This is a genomic window from Caulobacter sp. GW821-FHT09H08, from assembly GCF_059415885.1.
Genome location: NZ_JBWKOC010000001.1, coordinates 143,495 through 155,991 on the forward strand (window position 1 = coordinate 143,495; position 12,497 = coordinate 155,991).

18 protein-coding genes are annotated in these 12,497 nt (G+C 67.4%); 13 read left to right on the forward strand and 5 right to left on the reverse strand.

What is annotated here, in order from left to right; all coding sequences use genetic code 11:
* Positions 1 to 115: 115 nt before the first annotated feature.
* Genes AC07NN_RS00750 through AC07NN_RS00765 form a run of 4 tightly spaced genes read left to right on the forward strand, consistent with a single transcriptional unit; the run spans position 116 to position 3,331 of the window.
* Entirely contained in the window at positions 116 to 763 is a 648-nt protein-coding gene (locus AC07NN_RS00750) for a YceI family protein (protein WP_494637235.1), read from the forward strand.
* Between the two features lie 42 nt (positions 764 to 805).
* The gene (locus AC07NN_RS00755) at positions 806 to 2,095 is read left to right on the forward strand and encodes a cytochrome b/b6 domain-containing protein (RefSeq protein WP_494637237.1); all 1,290 of its coding nucleotides are present in this window, start codon (positions 806 to 808) and stop codon (positions 2,093 to 2,095) included.
* Complete coding sequence (locus tag AC07NN_RS00760) at positions 2,026 to 3,003, forward strand: L-threonylcarbamoyladenylate synthase (RefSeq protein WP_494637238.1); 978 nt, start codon at positions 2,026 to 2,028, stop codon at positions 3,001 to 3,003. The genes AC07NN_RS00755 and AC07NN_RS00760 overlap by 70 nt, the downstream gene beginning before the upstream one ends.
* 4 nt (positions 3,004 to 3,007) lie before the next feature.
* A complete protein-coding gene (locus tag AC07NN_RS00765) occupies positions 3,008 to 3,331 on the forward strand; it encodes a 1-deoxy-D-xylulose-5-phosphate synthase (RefSeq protein ID WP_494637240.1) in 324 nt (107 codons plus the stop codon).
* Here the strand turns inward: AC07NN_RS00765 and AC07NN_RS00770 are convergent.
* Positions 3,328 to 3,726 (reverse strand): type II toxin-antitoxin system VapC family toxin, encoded by a 399-nt coding sequence (locus AC07NN_RS00770; protein ID WP_494637242.1) that lies wholly within the window; start codon positions 3,724 to 3,726, stop codon positions 3,328 to 3,330. The genes AC07NN_RS00765 and AC07NN_RS00770 overlap by 4 nt on opposite strands.
* The gene (locus AC07NN_RS00775; protein WP_494637243.1) at positions 3,723 to 4,007 is read right to left on the reverse strand and encodes a type II toxin-antitoxin system VapB family antitoxin; all 285 of its coding nucleotides are present in this window, start codon (positions 4,005 to 4,007) and stop codon (positions 3,723 to 3,725) included. The genes AC07NN_RS00770 and AC07NN_RS00775 overlap by 4 nt, the downstream gene beginning before the upstream one ends.
* 66 nt (positions 4,008 to 4,073) lie before the next feature.
* Here AC07NN_RS00775 and AC07NN_RS00780 point away from each other — a divergent pair, with 66 nt between their 5' ends.
* Positions 4,074 to 5,483 (forward strand): FAD-binding oxidoreductase, encoded by a 1,410-nt coding sequence (locus AC07NN_RS00780; RefSeq protein ID WP_494637245.1) that lies wholly within the window; start codon positions 4,074 to 4,076, stop codon positions 5,481 to 5,483.
* 21 nt (positions 5,484 to 5,504) lie between these two features.
* On the opposite strand, the gene AC07NN_RS00785 is transcribed toward AC07NN_RS00780, so the two are convergent.
* From AC07NN_RS00785 to AC07NN_RS00795, 3 genes are all read right to left on the reverse strand, one after another.
* Positions 5,505 to 5,768, reverse strand: coding sequence for a hypothetical protein (locus tag AC07NN_RS00785; protein ID WP_494637247.1), 264 nt, complete (start codon positions 5,766 to 5,768; stop codon positions 5,505 to 5,507).
* An 87-nt stretch (positions 5,769 to 5,855) separates the two neighbouring features.
* Positions 5,856 to 6,152 (reverse strand): transcriptional regulator, encoded by a 297-nt coding sequence (locus AC07NN_RS00790; RefSeq protein WP_494637249.1) that lies wholly within the window; start codon positions 6,150 to 6,152, stop codon positions 5,856 to 5,858.
* Positions 6,149 to 6,601, reverse strand: coding sequence for a hypothetical protein (locus AC07NN_RS00795; protein ID WP_494637251.1), 453 nt, complete (start codon positions 6,599 to 6,601; stop codon positions 6,149 to 6,151). The genes AC07NN_RS00790 and AC07NN_RS00795 overlap by 4 nt, the downstream gene beginning before the upstream one ends.
* Positions 6,602 to 6,730: 129 nt before the next feature.
* On the opposite strand from AC07NN_RS00795, the gene AC07NN_RS00800 reads away from it, so the two are divergent.
* The 8 genes from AC07NN_RS00800 to AC07NN_RS00835 all read left to right on the forward strand — a co-directional run bounded on the left by AC07NN_RS00800 (position 6,731) and on the right by AC07NN_RS00835 (position 12,409).
* A complete protein-coding gene (locus tag AC07NN_RS00800) occupies positions 6,731 to 7,132 on the forward strand; it encodes a DUF1801 domain-containing protein (RefSeq protein WP_494637252.1) in 402 nt (133 codons plus the stop codon).
* A 59-nt stretch (positions 7,133 to 7,191) separates the two neighbouring features.
* Positions 7,192 to 7,959: a peroxide stress protein YaaA gene (gene yaaA, locus AC07NN_RS00805; protein WP_494637253.1), complete on the forward strand. Its 768-nt coding sequence runs from the start codon at positions 7,192 to 7,194 to the stop codon at positions 7,957 to 7,959.
* 99 nt (positions 7,960 to 8,058) lie between these two features.
* Positions 8,059 to 8,856 carry a 3-hydroxybutyrate dehydrogenase gene (locus AC07NN_RS00810; protein WP_494637254.1) on the forward strand — a complete coding sequence of 266 codons (798 nt, stop codon included), beginning with the start codon at positions 8,059 to 8,061 and terminating at the stop codon, positions 8,854 to 8,856.
* Positions 8,857 to 8,914: 58 nt separating this feature from the next.
* A complete protein-coding gene (locus AC07NN_RS00815; RefSeq protein WP_494637255.1) occupies positions 8,915 to 9,973 on the forward strand; it encodes a patatin-like phospholipase family protein in 1,059 nt (352 codons plus the stop codon).
* A complete protein-coding gene (locus tag AC07NN_RS00820; protein WP_494637256.1) occupies positions 9,970 to 10,389 on the forward strand; it encodes an NUDIX hydrolase in 420 nt (139 codons plus the stop codon). Before AC07NN_RS00815 ends, AC07NN_RS00820 begins: the two co-directional genes overlap by 4 nt.
* A gap of 115 nt (positions 10,390 to 10,504) precedes the next feature.
* Positions 10,505 to 11,269, forward strand: coding sequence for a site-2 protease family protein (locus AC07NN_RS00825; protein ID WP_494637257.1), 765 nt, complete (start codon positions 10,505 to 10,507; stop codon positions 11,267 to 11,269).
* A gap of 79 nt (positions 11,270 to 11,348) precedes the next feature.
* Entirely contained in the window at positions 11,349 to 12,131 is a 783-nt protein-coding gene (locus AC07NN_RS00830; protein WP_494637258.1) for an SDR family NAD(P)-dependent oxidoreductase, read from the forward strand.
* 140 nt (positions 12,132 to 12,271) lie between these two features.
* A complete protein-coding gene (locus AC07NN_RS00835; RefSeq protein WP_494637259.1) occupies positions 12,272 to 12,409 on the forward strand; it encodes a hypothetical protein in 138 nt (45 codons plus the stop codon).
* Positions 12,410 to 12,497: the final 88 nt, after the last annotated feature.

Below are 12,497 nucleotides of genomic sequence, written 5' to 3' on the forward strand. Positions count from 1 at the left end.
CCGGTTTTGTGCCGCCGATCACGGCCTCGTGATCAGCCGGGCCTTTCATGGCGTGATCGAGTTCCTAATTGGAAAACCGTAACTGATACTGTTTTAGTTTGGAGTTCCTCCCCCGATGTTCCGCCCCTTCGCTGCTTCCAAGCTCGCCTATGGCGCGCTCGCCGTCGTCCTCCTGACGGCTCCCGCCGCCCTGGCCGCGCCGGGCGTCTCGTCGGTCAAGCCGGCCGACCTGCCCGCCGGCCACTACGTGCTCGACAAGACCCATGCTTCGCTGACCGCGAAGCTCAAGCACATGGGTTTCTCGAACTACACCCTGCGCTTCACCAAGCTGGACGCCGACTTCCACTACGATCCGAAGTCGCCGGAAGCCACCAAGCTCAACGTCACGATCGACCCGGCCTCGCTGGACACCGCCACGGGCGGCGATGCGTTCGGCGTGAAGTTCAACAAGGAACTGACCGGCGACGGCTGGCTGGAAACGGCCAAGTATCCGACCATCACCTTCGCCTCGACCGCCATCAATGTCGGCGACGGCCAGCACGGCACGGTGACCGGCGACCTGACGGTTCACGGCGTGACGAAACCCGTGACCTTGGAGGTCATTTTCAATGGTGTCGGTTCGGGCATGATTCCGCTCACCACCCGCACCGGCTTCTCGGCTACGACCACCATCAAGCGTTCGGAGTTCGGCGTTTCCAAATACGCTCCGCTGATCGCCGACGACGTGACGCTGAACATCGAAGTCGAGTTCGAAAAGAAGTAAGCCGAACGCTCTTCGCGTTTTTGGGGGATCTGGGAGATTTGCATGGCGCAGAGCCGTACGCGTTACACGACGGTGGCGATCCTCATTCACTGGCTGATCGCCGCGGCCATCATCTTCCAGATCATCCTGGGCTGGCGGATGGGCGACGGTCCCAAGGGGCCGACGACCTACGCCCTGTTCCAGCTGCACAAGTCGATCGGCATCACCATCCTGCTGCTCAGCCTGCTGAGGCTGGCCTGGAAGCTGACCCACAAGTCGCCTCCGCCGCCCGAAGGTCAGCCGGCCTGGGAGCGGACCGCTTCGCACCTGGTGCACGGGAGCTTCTATCTGATCATGATCGGCCTGCCGCTGACGGGCTGGGTCATGGTCTCGGCCAGCCGGGTGAACATCCCGACCCTGCTTTACGGAACCGTTCCGTGGCCGCACATCCCGCTGCTGCCGGAGCTGGCCGAAAGCGCCAAGCACGTGTGGCGCGAGGCCGGTGAGCTGGGTCACGGCGTGCTGGTCAAGCTGACCTATGTCCTGCTGGCCCTGCACCTGGGCGCGGTGGCCAAGCACCAGATCCTCGACCGTGACGAAGTGCTGAGCCACATGGCCCCCGGCGCGCGTCCGGGCTTCAAGGAGCCCCGCGCCTGGCTGGCCGCCGCCGGCCTGGCCGTCGTGATCGCCGCCGGCTTCCTGTACATGCCGGCCGTGAAGACCGCCGCGCCCGCGCCATCCGAGCCTGTCGAGGCTCCGGCGCCGACCCCCGCGCCGACCGCGCCCGCCCTGGCCGGCGAAGCGCCGGCGACGACCCCGGAAGCCACGACCGTCGTTCCTGAAGCCGCGCTGAAGGACCCGGTCGCCTGGACCGTCCAGAAGGGTTCGACCCTGGGCTTCGCCGCCTCGTGGTCCGACAGCACCATCGAGGGGCGGTTCAAGACCTGGACCGCCGACATCCTGTTCTCGCCCGACGCCCTGGACCGCTCGAAGGTCACCGTGGCCGTCGACATGGGCTCGGCCGCCACCGGCGACGACCAGCGCGACCAGAGCCTGCCCAGCGGCGACTTCTTCGACACCGCCGAGCACCCGAAGGCCATCTTCACGGCCAAGGGTTTCCGCCGGACAGGCGAGGACAAGTACGTCGCCGACGGGACCCTGGACCTGCGTGGCGTGAAAAAGCCCCTCAGCCTGCCGTTCACCCTGAAGATCGACGGCGACACGGCGACCGCCCACGGTGTAACCACCCTGGATCGGACGACATTCGGAGTTGGACAGGGCGAATGGGCGTCGACGGACGAAATCGCGGCGAAGGTGAAGGTCAGCTTCAGCCTGACCGCCAAGCGGAAGTAGCGGCCGCCGCTGCTGCCCTGCGCGCTGGCGGGCTGGTCCTGCTGCCGACCGAGACGGTCTACGGGCTCGGGGCCGACGCCTCGAACCCGGCGGCCGTGGCGGCGATCTTCGAGGCCAAGGGCCGGCCGCGCTTCAACCCGCTGATCGCCCACGTCGCCGACCTGGAGACCGCCGCGCGGATCGCCCACCTGGACGACCGCGCCTACGCCCTGGCCCGTGAATTCTGGCCAGGCCCGCTGACCATCGTCGCGCCGATCAAGGACACGAGCGCCGTCTGCGACCTAGCCCGCGCCGGCCTCGACACCGTGGCGATCCGCGTGCCGGGACATCCGGTCTCGCACGCGGTGCTGGAGGCGTTCGGCGGCGCGGTCGTCGCGCCCTCGGCCAACCGCTCGGGCAGGCCCAGCCCGACTACCTATGCCGACGCGGTCTCGGAGACCGGCGACAAGGCCGCCGCCGCCCTGGATGGCGGACCGTGCGCGGTGGGCCTGGAGTCCACGGTCGTCTCCGTGCTGGAAGGCGAGGCCCGCCTGCTGCGCCCCGGCGCCGTGACCCGTGTCCAGCTGCAGCAGATCGTCGGCCCGCTGGCCGAGGCCGAGGACGACGCCAAGCGCTCGCCCGGCCGTCTGGCCCTGCACTACGCTCCCGACGCGCCGGTGCGGATCAACGCCAAGACACCTGAGGCTGGAGAGGCCTATCTCGCGTTTGGAGACTGGCCGGAGAGCCCGCGCGTTTTCAATCTGAGTCCCGCTGGCGACCTGGCCGAAGCCGCCGCCAACCTGTTCGCTTTCCTGCGCGCCGCAGACCGCATCCGGCCCTCGGCCATCGCCGTCGCGCCGATCCCCGAGGACGGCCTTGGCGAAGCCATCAATGACCGGCTGCGTCGCGCCGCCGGTTTCATAGGATAGACCGATGAAGTCGAAGACCCGGATCATGTACGTCGAGGACAAGTCCAAGGGCATCAACGGGCCGGCGCGGATCGGGCGGGTCGTCTCGTCCAAGAGCGGCGAGACCCTGCACTATGCCGGCCAGACGTTCTTTGCGCTGCGCCACTCGGGCCTGAAGGCCAACTTCCAGGACAGCGTCACCGGCCATCCGTACTGGATCGCCCGGGCGCGCAAGGACGGCGCCGACCGGCTCTTCAAGGGCGCGGGCGATCCGGCCGTGATCGACGAGGATGTGCGCGAGGAATACTGGCGCGACATCCGGGGCCTTCCAGACCCGGCCGTGGGCTAGACCAGCGCCGAGCGGATATCGGTCCGGCTGAAGGCGTCACCCTTATAGAGCAGAGGCGCGTCGAGCGCCTTGGCCAGGGCGTAGGCGAAGCAGTCGCCGAGGTTCAGTCGGGCTGGATGCCGGCCTTTTCCATACAGCAGATAGGCGTCGAGCGCGGCGGCGTCGATGACCGGCTCCCGGGCGAGCTCGATCCGATAGATGGCCAGCCATTCCTCCAACACATGGCGGGAGGGGAAATGGTCGCGCCCGATCAGCACGCTGCCGAGTTCGACATAGGTCATCGGCGAGATGAGCAGGTCGGCCGCCGTTTCCAGAACCTGGATAAATGCATCGCCCTCCGGCTCTTCGAGAGCGACGGCGACCAGGGCGGAAGTGTCGACGACGATCGTGCTCACGAGTCGATGTCAGTGACGCCGGGGGTTTCCCACAGTTCGTCGAAATCAGCCTTGGTGATCGGCGGCAAAAGCCCGGCTCGCGCCTTGGGGGTGAAGAGGTGGCGCGTGAGGGCCTTCATTTCCGCGGGGCTGCGCGGCACATGCTTCGGCTTCTCCTGGCGCTTGGCCGCCAGGCGCTCCTTCACCGCGACTTCCACCGCCGTGGTCAGGCTCTCGCCCGTCAGCTCGGCCAGTTCGCGCACCGCGCGTTCGGCCTCGGGGTTCTTGATCAGGATGCCCATCAACGCCTCTGTATATATCGCAGTATATACTGACAGCGTCCCTCTCGAAAGCGTATCCTCCGCCACATGACCAAGCCCGTTCCCGCAGATGTCGTCTCCCGCTTGAAGGCCGTGCTCGGCGAGGGCGGCTGGAGCCAGGATCCGGACGTGCTGGCGCCGCACCTCGTCGAATGGCGCGGTCGCTGGCAGGGTGAGACGCCGCTGCTGGTCACCCCGCGCACGACGGCCGAGGTCGCCGCCGTGGTCGGCATCTGCGCGGCCGACGGCGTGGCGATCACGCCCCAGGGCGGCAATACCGGCCTCGTCGCCGGCCAGATTCCGCGCGGTGAGATCCTGCTCTCGACCCAGAAGCTGAAGGCCGTGCGCGACGTCGACTCGATCGACGACGCCATGGTGCTGGAGGCGGGGGTCACGCTCTACGAGGCTCACCAACAGGCCGCCAAGGTCGGCCGCCGCTTTACCGTGGGCGTGGCCTCGGAAGGCTCGTGCACCATCGGCGGCCTGATCTCGACCAACGCCGGCGGCACGGCCGTCCTGCGCTACGGCATGATGCGCGAGCAGGTGCTGGGCATCGAGGCGGTGCTGCCCAACGGCGAGATCTGGAACGGGCTGAAGCGCCTGCGCAAGGACAACACCGGCTATGATCTCAAGCAGCTGCTGATCGGCGCCGAGGGCACGCTGGGGATCGTCACGGCGGCCTCGCTGAAGCTGCACGCGCCCCTGGCTTCGCGGGCCGTGGCCATCGTCGGCCTGGCCTCGCCGGCCGACGCCATCCAGCTCCTGGCCCGCGCCAAGGACGAGACCGGCGGCGCGGTCGAGGCCTTCGAGCTGATGGGGCGGCTGGGCTTCGAGCTGACGGTCCGCAACGTGCCGGGCCTGCGCGATCCGCTGCCCGAGGCGCACCCCTGGTACGTGCTCATCGAGATCGCCAGCGGCGAGCCGGGCGCGGCCGATGCGGCGCTGGAGCGCCTGCTGGCCGGGGCCTTCGAGCGCGGCCTGATCGCCGACGCGGCCGTGGCCCAGACCGAGACCCAGATGAAGGCCTTCTGGCATATCCGCGAAGGACACTCGGCGGGGCAGAAGCCCGAGGGCGCGGTGTGGAAGCATGACGTCTCGGTGCCGGTCTCGAAGATCCCGGACCTGATCGCGCAGGCCAACGCGGCTATCGAACAGGCCTTCCCGGGCACGCGGATCGTCGCCTTCGGCCACGTCGGCGACGGCAATGTCCACTACGACGTGCTGCAGCCGGTCGGCGGCGACGGCGACGCCCACGAAGCGCGGCGCGAGGCGGGAGCCAAGATCGTCCACGACATCACCGCGACCTTCTCGGGTTCGATCAGCGCCGAGCACGGCCTGGGGGCGATGAAGACGGGCGAGGCCCTGACCTACAAGGACCCCATCGAGGTCGCGGCCCTGCGGGCGATCCGAGGGGCGCTGGACCCTAAGCGGATCATGAACCCCCGAGTTCTCTTCTAGAGAGCGTGCTGTTCTAGAGACCTAGGCCTTGCCAGCCTGCGCCCGCTTGCGGGCGCGCAGCCACAGTAGAAGCATCACCACGAAGGCGCCGGCCGGCACGGTCGCCTTGTAGAACCCGGCCTGGAAGCCGGGGCCCAGGATGTTGATCGCCACGGGGATGAAGCCCCACTTGCCGGTCGAGCCTTCCATCCAGAAGGCGCCGACGCCGACGAAGCACATCAGCGCCCACATGACGCGGAACCGCAGGCCCCGCTCGCGGACGGTCAGCAGCAGGGCGAGGATCATGGGCAGCGGCCACAGGAGGGCCGCGGCAAGGCCAAGGGTGTTCATACCCGGCTGGATAGCCTTGCCGCTCGCCGAGGTCGAGGCGTCTTAGACCTCGGGCACCCCCGCCATCATCGCCTTGAGAGCGGCGAGGTGACCTTTCAGCGCCTTGCGACCGGCGGTGCTCAGCGACAGCCAGGTGCGCTGGCGGCCCTCGGAAGCGGCCTTGCGGACCTTGACGTAGCCGGCCTCTTCCAAGGTCTTCACGTGCTTGCTGAGCACCGACTCCGAGACGTCCAGCGCCTCGCGGACGGTGGCGAAGTCGATGGTGTCGACGGCGGCCAGCATGCAGCACATCTGCAGGCGGTTGGGAGCGTGGATGACCGTGTCGAGTTCAGCGCTCACTGTTTGCCGCCCTGGCGCAGATCGGCCCGGAAGGCGGCCTGCCAGAGGTAGCCCGCGAGGGTGACGAGGATCGCCAGCAGGACGCCGGTGGCCAGCGGGGCCCAGGTCACGTGCTTCTCCCGGAACTGCCAGGCCGAGTTCAGCATCAGCACGCCGGTGACGATGGCCAGCAAGACCGCCACGATCCGCGTCCGGCCGGCGCGATAGCCGTAGACCCACATCCCGGTCTTGCGCTTGTAGCCCCTGACCAGGAGCGCCACGCCCAACGCGAAGACGACGTAGTAGGCCAGCATCCCCGCGATCGGCGCGGCCTGGACGGCGGCCATACCGCCCATCAGCACGCCCAGCGTCGGATGGTACCAGACCGGCGCCCTGGCGCGTTCGGCCATGGCGGTGTTGGCGGCCTGGACCTCGGCCAGCATGCGCAGGGCGTCTTCGTCTCTCGTCATGGCGAACTCCTTACTTTCCATTGCGGAAAGTCATATCGATTCACTTTCCAAGTTGGCAAGTGAAAACTTTCCGAGATGGAAAGTTATACGCCTCTCGACAACCCGGCTGCAGAGGTCACTCTCCACCGCATGAGCGAACTCTTCCGGCTCACCGGCGCCGTTGAGCGCGATCCGACCGTCGAGGCGTGGTTCTCCGGCGGCGACGGCGCCCTGCGCCGGATGGTCCAGCCTTGGTTCGAGCTGCTGCGCGACTGCGGCGAGGACGTGCGGGAACTGCTGCACGACGGTCATCCGACGGCTTGCGTCGGCGACGCGGCCTTCGCCTATGTCGACGCCTTCAGCGCCCACGCCAATGTCGGCTTCTTCCATGGCGCGGCGCTGGCCGATCCGGCCGGTCTGCTGGAGGGCGGCGGCAAGCGCATGCGGCACGTGAAGCTGCGCTGGGGCGCCCAGCTCGACGCCGCCGCGCTGCACGATCTGGTGTCGGCCGCTTACCGCGATATCCGGCTGCGCCTGGAAACAGGAATGTGAGCGTTCCGTTGTCGAACCTTCGCTAGCGAAGCCGGATCGAACCCTCTATCTCCCCGACCATGTTGATGGTCATCTCGCCCGCCAAGTCGCTGGACTTCACCGCCGCCAAGGAGGTGCTGCCGCTCACGACGCCTGAGCTCAAGAGCCAGATCGTCGAGTTGGCCAAGGTGACGCGCAAGCTGACGGCCGCCGACCTGAAGCGTCTGATGCACATCTCCGACGCCCTGGCCAAGCTGAACCGCGAGCGGTTCCAAGCCTTCGACAGCGAGCTGGAAGACGGCCTGCAGGCGGTGATCGCCTTTAACGGCGACGTCTATGGCGGCCTCAACGCCCGCGAACTGGACCGGCCGGCCCTGGAGTGGGCGCAGGACCACCTGCGGATCCTGTCTGGCCTCTACGGCGTGCTGCGCCCGTTCGACGCCCTGCAGCCCTACCGCCTGGAGATGGGCACGCGCCTGAAGACCAAGCGCGGTTCGAACCTCTACGACTTCTGGGGCGAGACGATCTCCAAGACGCTGAACAGCGTCGCCGAGGGCCACGCCGATCCGACCCTGGTGAACCTGGCCAGCCAGGAATATTTCGGCGCCGTCGACGCCAAGGCCCTGAAGCTGCCGGTCGTGACCTGCCACTTCAAGGAAGAGAAGGGCGGCGAGCTGCGCGTGCTGGGCTTCTTTGCCAAGAAGGCGCGGGGGCGGATGGCGCGCTACATCATCGATAATCGCATCGATCGGGCCGAGGGGCTGAAGAGCTTCGACCTCGACGGCTACCGCTTCCAGCCGTCGCTTTCGACGCCGGCCGACTGGGTTTTCGCTCGCCCGCAACCCTGAATTCATCTACTGGTGAATTTATAAACACTCGCCCTTCGCAACGGCGAGCTATATGCTGCATTGCAGCACATTAGGGCATTGATCTCAGGAGCGCGCCGCATGGCCGTCGATTTCGGTTTGCAGGGGCAGGTCGCCATCGTCACCGGCTCGACCAGCGGCATCGGCCACGCCATGGCCGACGCGCTCGCCGCCCAGGGCTGCAACATCGTCATGAACGGCCTGGGCGAGATGAACGCCATCGAGCGCGCCCGCGCCGAAATGGCCGAAACCCACGGCGTCGAGGTGCTGTACCACGGCGCCGACATGACCAAGCCCGATCAGATCGCCGACATGGTGCGCGCCGCCAAGGCCGAGTTCGGTGAGCTGGACATCCTGGTCAACAACGCCGGCGTCCAGCACGTGGCCCCGGTCGAGGAGTTCCCGGACGACAAGTGGGACCTGATCATCGCGATCAACCTGTCCTCGTCGTTCCACGCCATCAAGGCGGCCGTGCCGATCATGAAGGAGCAGGGTCGCGGGCGGATCGTCAACATCGCCTCGGCCCACGGCCTGGTCGCCTCGCCATTCAAGTCGGCCTACGTGGCCGCCAAGCACGGCGTCATCGGCCTGACCAAGACGGTGGCGCTCGAGGTCGCCCAGCATGGCGTCACCTGCAACGCCATCTGCCCCGGCTTCGTGAAGACCCCGCTGGTCGAGGCGCAGATCGCCGACCAGGCCAAGGCGCGCGGCATCTCGGAAGAGGCCGTGATGAAGGATGTCATCCTGGCCAGCCAGCCGACCAAGCAGTTCGTCACCTTCGACCAGCTGAACGGCATGCTGCTGTACCTGGTGTCCGACGCCGGGGCCTCGGCCAATGGCGCGGCGTTCCAGATCGACGGCGGCTGGGTCGCTCAATAACTCACGACAAGTTCGGAGGAAGCGCTACTGATCGGGGGCTCGTCCCTCGGGAGTTCGCATGCCGATTCCGCCGTTCAAGAAGAAGTCCGGGCCCCGGACGCTGAGCCTCGCCCTGCAGGGCGGCGGCTCGCATGGGGCGTTCGAGTGGGGGATCCTGGATCGCCTGCTCGAGGAGAATGATCTCGAAATCCGCGCTGTGACCGCCGCCTCGGCGGGCGCGATGAACGCCGTGGCCCTGGCCCAGGGGCTGATCGACGACGGCAAGGCCGGCGCCCGCAAGCGGCTGGACTCGTTCTGGCGGCAGGTGAACCGCCAGGGCGGCCGCAACGTCTTCGGCGACACCTCGATCTGGACCAACGCCTTCGGGGGCGGAGCTGACTGGCTGAAGAACACGCCCGGCTGGCGGATGGCCGAGACCCTGGCCCTGTCGTTCAGCCCCTACGAGTTCAACCCGTTCAACCTGAACCCGCTGCACGACACGCTGGAGGCCGAGATCACCTTCAGCCAGATCCGCGAGAAGAGCTCGCTCAAGCTCTACATCGCCGCGACGGCGGTGCGGACCAGCAAGTCGGTGATCTTCCGCGAGGGCGAGCTGACCGCCCGCCACATCATGGCCAGCGCCTGCCTGCCGCAGGTGTTCCAGGCCGTGGAGATCGACGGCGAACCGTACTGGGATGGCGGCTTCCTGGCCAACCCGCCGCTGTGGCCGCTCTTCTATGACGACACGCCAGACGACATCCTGATCGTCAGCCTCAATCCGTTCGTCCGCGAAGAGACGCCCAAGACGCCGGGCGAGATCATGGACCGGCTGAACGAGATCACCTTCAACGCCTCGCTGGCCTCGGAGCTGCGGGCCATCGGCTTCGTCCAGAAGCTGCTGGACGAAGGGCTCCTGAAGGACACCGCCCGAGGCCGCTACCGCCGGATGCTGGTCCACGCCATCACCGCCGACAAGCCACTGGCCGACCTGTCGCTGGCCACCAAGTTCGACACCGAGTGGAGCTTCTTGACCGACCTGAAGGAACGCGGGCGGACGGCGGCGGAGCAGTGGCTGAAGGACTGCGGGGCCTTCGTCGGAGTAAAGTCCAGCGTCGACCTGAAGGTGGGCTTTCCATGAACCATCCCGTCCCGACCGTCGGGGTCGTCTGCCTGCGTGGCGACGAGGTGCTGCTGATCCGACGCGGCACGCCGCCTCGACTGAACCAGTGGAGCCTGCCGGGCGGTCGCCTGGAGTGGGGCGAGACCCTGGAGGTCGCGGCGCTGCGCGAGCTGAGGGAAGAAACCGGCGTCGACGCCGAGCTGCTGGGCCTGATCGACGTGGTCGACGGCGTCTTTCCTGCTCGGCCCGGCGGAGAGATCACCCGCCACTACGTGCTGATCGACTACGCGGCGCGCTGGATAGGTGGCGAGCCTGTCGGCGGCGACGACGCGGCCGAGGCTCGGTTCGTCTCGCGGGAAGAGGCCATGGCGCTCGTGGAATGGGACGAGACGCGGCGGGTGATCGTGGAGACGTACGAGCGGTTCGGGTCGTAGGCTCGATCTAAGCCAATCAAACACCGCTCATCCCCGCGAAAGCGGGGATGAGCGGATGGAGGGCGCGGACGATCGGCTCTAGCGTAACGGGGTGCGGCTATGCTCAATCCCGCCCATGACCGTCATCGAAACGCCCGCGCCACCCCGCGCCCCGATCAGCCCAAACGCCCTGATCCTGATCGCCGCTTGCGTCGGCCTCGGCTGGGCCGTGGCGAGCGCGGTCCCGCCGCTGGGCCTCTTCACCTTCGCCTTCGTCGCGGCGACCTGGATCCTCAGCGTCGGCATTCACGAGTTCGGCCACGCCTTCACCGCCCACAAGGCCGGCGACACGACCATCGTCGAGAAGGGCTACCTGACCCTCGACCCGCTGAAGTATTCCGACCTGGCCACCACTATCGTCTTCCCGCTGATCGCCCTGGCCCTGGGCGGCATCGGCTTTCCGGGCGGGGCGGTCTATCTGCGCGAGGACCTGATGCGGTCCAAGGGCTGGCGGTCGCTGGCCTCGCTGGCGGGGCCGCTGGGGACGCTGATCGTCCTGATCGCCCTGGCCATGGCCCTGCCGTTCGTGACCTCGCCGCCGCTGCGCAACGCCCTGTCGATGCTGGCCTTCCTGCAGGCCAGCGCCTTGATCCTGAACCTGCTGCCCGTGCCTGGACTGGACGGCTATGGCGTCATCCGGCCGTTCCTGCCCGACGGCGTCCGCGAGGGGATGCGCAAGGTCGAGCGGGTCGGCTTCCTGATCCTGTTCGCCCTGATCTTCTGGGTTCCCGGCGTCAGCGAGTTCATCTTCAAGGTCGCCCTGACGATCACCGACATCCTGGCCATTTCCCGCCCGGCCATCGGCGCGGGCTGGGAGACCTTCCACTTCTGGGGCGGCTGATCCCTGGACGCTTGACCGCCCGCGCCTGACCCGCTCTTCTTCAAACAACTGTTTCAAGAAGAATGAGGGAGGGCTGACCATGGCCTACGCGCCGTTCAATCTGTCGGGCAAGGTCGCCCTGGTCACCGGCGGCAATCGCGGCATCGGTTTTGGCATGGCCAAGGCGATGGCGCAGGCCGGGGCGGACATCGTGATCTGGGGCTCCAACCCCGAGCGCAATCTCGAGGCCGAACAGCAGCTGACCACCCTGGGCGTCCGGGTGAAGGCCCAGACCGTCGACGTCTCCGACGAAGACCAGGTCCGCGAGGGCATGGAAGAGGCCGTCGCCGCCATGGGCCGGGTCGACAGCGTCTTCGCCAATGCCGGCATTGGCTACGGCTCGCCCTCTTTCGTCGACATGAAGACCGAGACCTACCGCAAGGTGCTGTCGGTCAATCTGGACGGCGTCTTCTTCACCCTGCGCGAGGCCTGCCGCCACATGGTCGAGCGGGCCAAGACCGGCGACGCCGGCGGCTCGCTGGTCGGCATCGCCTCGCTGGCCGCCATCGAGGGCGCGGCGCGGAACGAGGCCTATGCCGCGACCAAGGGCGCGGTGATCTCGATGATCAAGTCGGTGGCCGTCGAGCACGCTCGCTACGGCGTGCGCGCCAACGCCATCCTGCCGGGCTGGATCGCCACCGACATGACCGCCGGCGCCCAGGGCAATTCGGCCTTTGCCGAGAAGGTCATCCCGCGCGTCCCCGCCCGCCGCTGGGGCGAGCCCGAGGACTTCGGCGGTATGGCCGTCTACCTGGCCTCGGACGCGTCCAGCTACCACTCGGGCACGACCATCGTCATCGATGGCGGGTACTCGATCTTCTAGGTTTCCGGTTTCTTGGACTCTGAAGTCCAATAAAAAGCCATGTAAAACATGGGCTTGCGAAGCCCGCGGCGTGATGCAACTCTTCCTCTCACGGCAGCCTGGACATCAGATCGGGGCGTCGTGAGAGGAAACGAAAAGAGATGACGCCCCAAGACGTCGTCAGCCTGGCCCCGCCGCGCGGCTTCCTGACGCTGATCGCCCTGATCCTGACCGCCATGGCCAGCTGCTTCTGGACCTGCGAGTCGGATGTCGAAGCCGAGCTGGTGAAACACCGCTAGGGCTTCCCGGACTGACGCTGACCTCGCGGCAGGCTTGCCGCGCCGGTCGCCGACGGAAATCCTTCCTGAAAATAGGGGAGGATAGCCC

Coding starts and splice junctions, on each gene's coding strand:
- AC07NN_RS00750 (WP_494637235.1), top strand. CDS start 116: ATGTTCCGCCCCTTCGCTGCTTCCAAGCTCGCCTATGGCGCGCTCGCC.
- AC07NN_RS00755 (WP_494637237.1), top strand. CDS start 806: ATGGCGCAGAGCCGTACGCGTTACACGACGGTGGCGATCCTCATTCAC.
- AC07NN_RS00760 (WP_494637238.1), top strand. CDS start 2,026: ATGGGCGTCGACGGACGAAATCGCGGCGAAGGTGAAGGTCAGCTTCAG.
- AC07NN_RS00765 (WP_494637240.1), top strand. CDS start 3,008: ATGAAGTCGAAGACCCGGATCATGTACGTCGAGGACAAGTCCAAGGGC.
- AC07NN_RS00775 (WP_494637243.1), bottom strand. CDS start 4,007: ATGGGCATCCTGATCAAGAACCCCGAGGCCGAACGCGCGGTGCGCGAA.
- AC07NN_RS00780 (WP_494637245.1), top strand. CDS start 4,074: ATGACCAAGCCCGTTCCCGCAGATGTCGTCTCCCGCTTGAAGGCCGTG.
- AC07NN_RS00785 (WP_494637247.1), bottom strand. CDS start 5,768: ATGATCCTCGCCCTGCTGCTGACCGTCCGCGAGCGGGGCCTGCGGTTC.
- AC07NN_RS00795 (WP_494637251.1), bottom strand. CDS start 6,601: ATGACGAGAGACGAAGACGCCCTGCGCATGCTGGCCGAGGTCCAGGCC.
- AC07NN_RS00800 (WP_494637252.1), top strand. CDS start 6,731: ATGAGCGAACTCTTCCGGCTCACCGGCGCCGTTGAGCGCGATCCGACC.
- yaaA (WP_494637253.1), top strand. CDS start 7,192: ATGTTGATGGTCATCTCGCCCGCCAAGTCGCTGGACTTCACCGCCGCC.
- AC07NN_RS00810 (WP_494637254.1), top strand. CDS start 8,059: ATGGCCGTCGATTTCGGTTTGCAGGGGCAGGTCGCCATCGTCACCGGC.
- AC07NN_RS00815 (WP_494637255.1), top strand. CDS start 8,915: ATGCCGATTCCGCCGTTCAAGAAGAAGTCCGGGCCCCGGACGCTGAGC.
- AC07NN_RS00820 (WP_494637256.1), top strand. CDS start 9,970: ATGAACCATCCCGTCCCGACCGTCGGGGTCGTCTGCCTGCGTGGCGAC.
- AC07NN_RS00825 (WP_494637257.1), top strand. CDS start 10,505: ATGACCGTCATCGAAACGCCCGCGCCACCCCGCGCCCCGATCAGCCCA.
- AC07NN_RS00830 (WP_494637258.1), top strand. CDS start 11,349: ATGGCCTACGCGCCGTTCAATCTGTCGGGCAAGGTCGCCCTGGTCACC.
- AC07NN_RS00835 (WP_494637259.1), top strand. CDS start 12,272: ATGACGCCCCAAGACGTCGTCAGCCTGGCCCCGCCGCGCGGCTTCCTG.